Raw genomic sequence first — 3,647 nt, 5'->3', positions numbered from 1 at the left:
CATCTGGCTCGACCCCTCCGTGCCCCTCTACTTCAAGTACTTCGGCGGCGGGGTGGGGGCGGCGTCCGGCTCCTGCACGAGCTGCAGCCCGCCGGACGAGTTCGCCGAGACGGTCAGCAGGTCGATCCAGGTGCGGTTGATCGAGGGGACCCGTCCGCCGAAGTACTTGAAGTAGAGGGGCACGGAGGGGTCGAGCCAGATGCTCGAGCGGCCGTCGCCGACCGCGGGGTCGTCCCGCCAGGAGAAGAAGAAGCTCTCGCGGCGGCGCAGCTTGTTGGCGATGACGATCTGGACGTGCGTGAGCGTGCGGTCGTCGAACTCGATCTCGACTCCCGAGGCTCCGTAGAGCAGCTTCCCCATGGGGGCCTCCCGGCCGCCCGTCGCCGGGCGGTGCATGACGGTGCCCGCGGGCACGAGAAGCGGGACCGTTCCGGCGCCCGCCGTGGACCGGGCGGCTCGCATCCGGACGCGGGCGCCCGGGCTCGGAACCGCCCGGTGACGACTCTAGGCGAGGCGGCGCGGGCGCGCGGGATCCTCGTCCGATTCCCGAACACCGGGCTCCTCCGGCCGCACGGACGACCGGTCCGGGGGCGCACCCGGCGCCCTGTCGGATCCGGGCGGGACGCGCCGGGGCGCTGCCGCGCGCATGTCGGAGGTCGGACGTACGGTACCCGCATGATCGAATGCGCACTCTGCGGAACCGACGCCGTCGTCCTCGACCGCTCCGGCGGCCGCGACACCGAGGAGGAGCTCGTCGTGCTCTGCGCCGACTGCACCCCGGGCGAGATCACCCAGGCCCTCGAGGCCGGGCTGCTCGAGCCCGCTCGACGCAGCGCGCACGCCCGCGCCGCTTAGAGAGCGGCGCGTCGGACGGAGTGCCCCCACTGGGACTCGAACCCAGACTGAGACGATTTTAAGTCGTCTGCCTCTGCCGATTGGGCTATGGGGGCGACCACCGGGAGGAGCGATCCTCCCGGCGGCGGTTTCAGGACTTGGCGGGCTCGCCGCCGACCGGGACCGGAGCACCGGCCTGGCCGGGAATCTGCGCCGGGGCCTGCGCGGCCGGAGCCTCGGCGGCCGGGGCCGCCGGACGCGGACGCGACGCGTAGGTCTCGAAGGACCCGCGGGGGTACTCGCGGGCCTCGATCGAGGCGATGTCGCGGCCGAGCCAGAGGTTGTTCCACCAGCCCCAGACCACGCGGAACTTGCGCTCCCACGAGGGCATGGCGAGACCGTGGTAGCCGCGGTGCATCACCCAGGCGGGGAAGCCCTTCACGGCGATCTTGCCGGACTGGAACACGCCGATGCCGATGCCCAGGCCCGCGACCGCGCCGAGGTTCTTGTGCACGTAGTCGACCGGCTCCTCGCCGCGGAGCACCGCGGTGATGTTCTTGGCCATGAGCTTGCCCTGGCGGACGGCGTGCTGGGCGTTCGGCACGCAGAAGCCGCCGACGCCCCCGCCGGTGAGGTCGGGGACGGCCGTCGCGTCGCCGGCCCCCCAGGCGCCCTCGACGAGCACGTCGTCGTGGCCGACGCGGAGGTCGGCGCGCACGCGCAGGCGGCCGCGCTCCTCGATGGGCAGGTCGGAGTTCTTGATCGACGGGTTCGCCATGACGCCCGCGGTCCAGATGATGAGGTCCGACTCGAAGCTCTCGCCCGTCGACAGCTGGATGACGCCGTTCTCGGCCGACTTGAGCTGCGTGTCGAGGTGCACGGTGGCGCCGCGCTGGTCGAGGTTCTTCAGCACCCAGTGGCTCGTCTCGAGGGCGACCTCGGGCATGATCCGGCCCATCGCCTCGATGAGGTGGAACTGCGTCTCCTCGAAGTCGATCTCGGGGTAGCGCTTGAGCAGCGCGCTCGCGAAGGAGCGCAGCTCGGCGAAGACCTCGATGCCCGCGAACCCGCCGCCGACGACCGTGACGGTCAGCAGGCGCGCGCGCTCGGGGCCGACGGGCAGCGACGCGGCCTTGTCGAAGTTCGTGAGCATGCGGTCGCGGATCGCGGTCGCCTCCTCGATCGTCTTCAGGCCGATCGCGTTGTCGGCGACGCCCGGGATCGGGAAGGTGCGCGAGACGGAGCCGGCGGTGACGACGATCTGGTCGTACTCGAACTCGTAGGGCTCGCCCACGGTCGGGGTGATCGTCGCGGTGCGGCTCGCGTGGTCGATCTTCGTCACCTTGGCGGCGAGGATCGCGGTCTTCTTGAGGTGGCGGCGGAGCGAGACGATCGCGTGGCGCGGCTCGATCGACCCCGCGGCGACCTCGGGGAGGAAGGGCAGGTACGCCATGTAGGGCAGCGGGTCGACGATCGTGACCTCTGCCTCGTGCGGGCGGAGCTGCTTCTCGAGCTTCCACGCGGTGTAGAAGCCGGCGTAGCCGCCTCCGACGATCAGGATTCTGGGCACGGTTGACTCTCCAAGAGGGATGGACAATGCGAACACCCTCACGCAATGCGAAGTGCCCGCTCTCGATGCGGTGGGCAGCACTGACCCCGACTGGGAATCAGCTTAGCGAAGAGCGCGCCGGTGGTGGCGCCTCCGTGGCTCCGGTAGGAGCGGCTACGCGTCGAGCGGCCTGCAGGCGCAGCGCTCGGGAGACCAGTCGGCGCGGGCCAGGGCCAGATCGCCGATCGGATTGACGCCGGGGCCCGCCGCGAGGGCGTGCGCGGCGAGGGCGTGGAGGCACTTCACCCGCGAGGGCATGCCCCCGGAGGAGATGCCCGCGATCTCGGGGACGGAGCCGACGCTCTCGCGGTCGGCCAGGAACGCCCGGTGCGCAGCGGCGTACGCCTCGCGCAGCTCCTCGTCCTCGGCGAGCATCGCGTTGTACTCGACCATGACCTGGGTGGCCTCGAGCTGCGAGATCGCGGCCGTCGCGGCGGGGTGGGTCAGGTAGTAGAAGGTGGGGAACGGCGTGCCGTCGGACAGGCGGGGGCTCGTGGAGACCACCGTCGGGTCGCCGCAGACGCAGCGTGCGCTGATCCCGACGACGTCCCGGGCGGGACGGCCCAGCTGGGCGGAGACGACCGCGATGTCGCGCTCGGACGGCGGATCGAAGGGGGGCGTGGTCACGGGGGCTCCAGAGGACGGACGGCCGGGAGGACGCTCCAGTGTACGCGGGGTCGGGCGGGACCGACGGGGTCGGGCGGGAGCTACGGAGTCGGTGTCAGCTCGTCGGCGGTCGGCTCGCCGAGGCCCGAGAACGCGATCGAGGACAGCAGGGAGCCGGCCCAGTCGCTCGGGGTCTCCTGCACCGTGTCGCTCGCGGGCTGCTGCGCCTGCTGGGCGAGCGTCACGTCGTCGAGCACGAGGTAGCTCACCTCGCCGGGCATCACGAAGTACAGCCGCTCGCGGGCCTGCGCGCGGATGAACGCCGGGTCGGACCAGCGGGTGCGCTGCTCGTCGAGGTTCTGCGCCTGGGTCTTGGCCGCGTCGACCGAGCGCTGCAGCTCGGCGATCTCGGCGCGCTGCTCGACGAAGTTCTTGATGCTCGGGGCGAGCACGACCACCGCGAGGATCATGATCCCCATCACCAGCAGCGTGAAGCCGGAGCCGCGGACGCCGGCGATCCACGCGGACGAGGGCGGGGCGGGCGGCCGCTTCGGGCGGGGGGTGCGCGGGGCGGACGCGGCACGGGGCGCGGAGGGCG

At 72.1% G+C, this 3,647-nt stretch carries 5 protein-coding genes and 1 tRNA gene; 1 reads left to right on the top strand and 5 read right to left on the bottom strand.

The features are described 5' to 3' along the window. Positions 1–27 precede the first annotated feature (27 nt). Positions 28–360: an ATP-dependent DNA ligase gene (locus C5C30_RS17225; protein WP_104248109.1), complete on the bottom strand. Its 333-nt coding sequence runs from the start codon at positions 358–360 to the stop codon at positions 28–30. A 315-nt stretch (positions 361–675) separates the two neighbouring features. On the opposite strand from C5C30_RS17225, the gene C5C30_RS17220 reads away from it, so the two are divergent. Then, on the top strand, positions 676–855 hold the full coding sequence (locus C5C30_RS17220; RefSeq protein ID WP_104225020.1) for a hypothetical protein: 180 nt from the start codon (positions 676–678) through the stop codon (positions 853–855). A gap of 21 nt (positions 856–876) precedes the next feature. Here C5C30_RS17220 and C5C30_RS17215 read toward each other — a convergent pair. The 4 genes from C5C30_RS17215 to C5C30_RS17200 all read right to left on the bottom strand — a co-directional run. Next, positions 877–950 (bottom strand) — tRNA-Leu (locus tag C5C30_RS17215). Positions 951–985: 35 nt separating this feature from the next. Next, on the bottom strand, positions 986–2,404 hold the full coding sequence (locus C5C30_RS17210) for an NAD(P)/FAD-dependent oxidoreductase (protein WP_104334189.1): 1,419 nt from the start codon (positions 2,402–2,404) through the stop codon (positions 986–988). A 153-nt stretch (positions 2,405–2,557) separates the two neighbouring features. After that, positions 2,558–3,070: a DUF501 domain-containing protein gene (locus tag C5C30_RS17205; RefSeq protein ID WP_104227430.1), complete on the bottom strand. Its 513-nt coding sequence runs from the start codon at positions 3,068–3,070 to the stop codon at positions 2,558–2,560. 80 nt (positions 3,071–3,150) lie between these two features. Continuing rightward, a partial coding sequence (locus C5C30_RS17200) for a septum formation initiator family protein (protein WP_308471031.1) occupies positions 3,151–3,647 on the bottom strand: 497 nt, incomplete at its 5' end.

The organism is Rathayibacter sp. AY2B5 (assembly GCF_002931645.1).
In the GTDB taxonomy this organism is placed as follows: Bacteria; Actinomycetota; Actinomycetes; order Actinomycetales; family Microbacteriaceae; genus Rathayibacter.
Note: the sequence above shows the minus strand (reverse complement) of the source record. Positions and strands in the feature narration are given on the sequence as shown.

Excerpts from the sequence above, each read along its gene's own strand:
- C5C30_RS17225 (WP_104248109.1), bottom strand. The coding sequence starts at position 360 with ATGGGGAAGCTGCTCTACGGAGCCTCGGGAGTCGAGATCGAGTTCGAC.
- C5C30_RS17220 (WP_104225020.1), top strand. The coding sequence starts at position 676 with ATGATCGAATGCGCACTCTGCGGAACCGACGCCGTCGTCCTCGACCGC.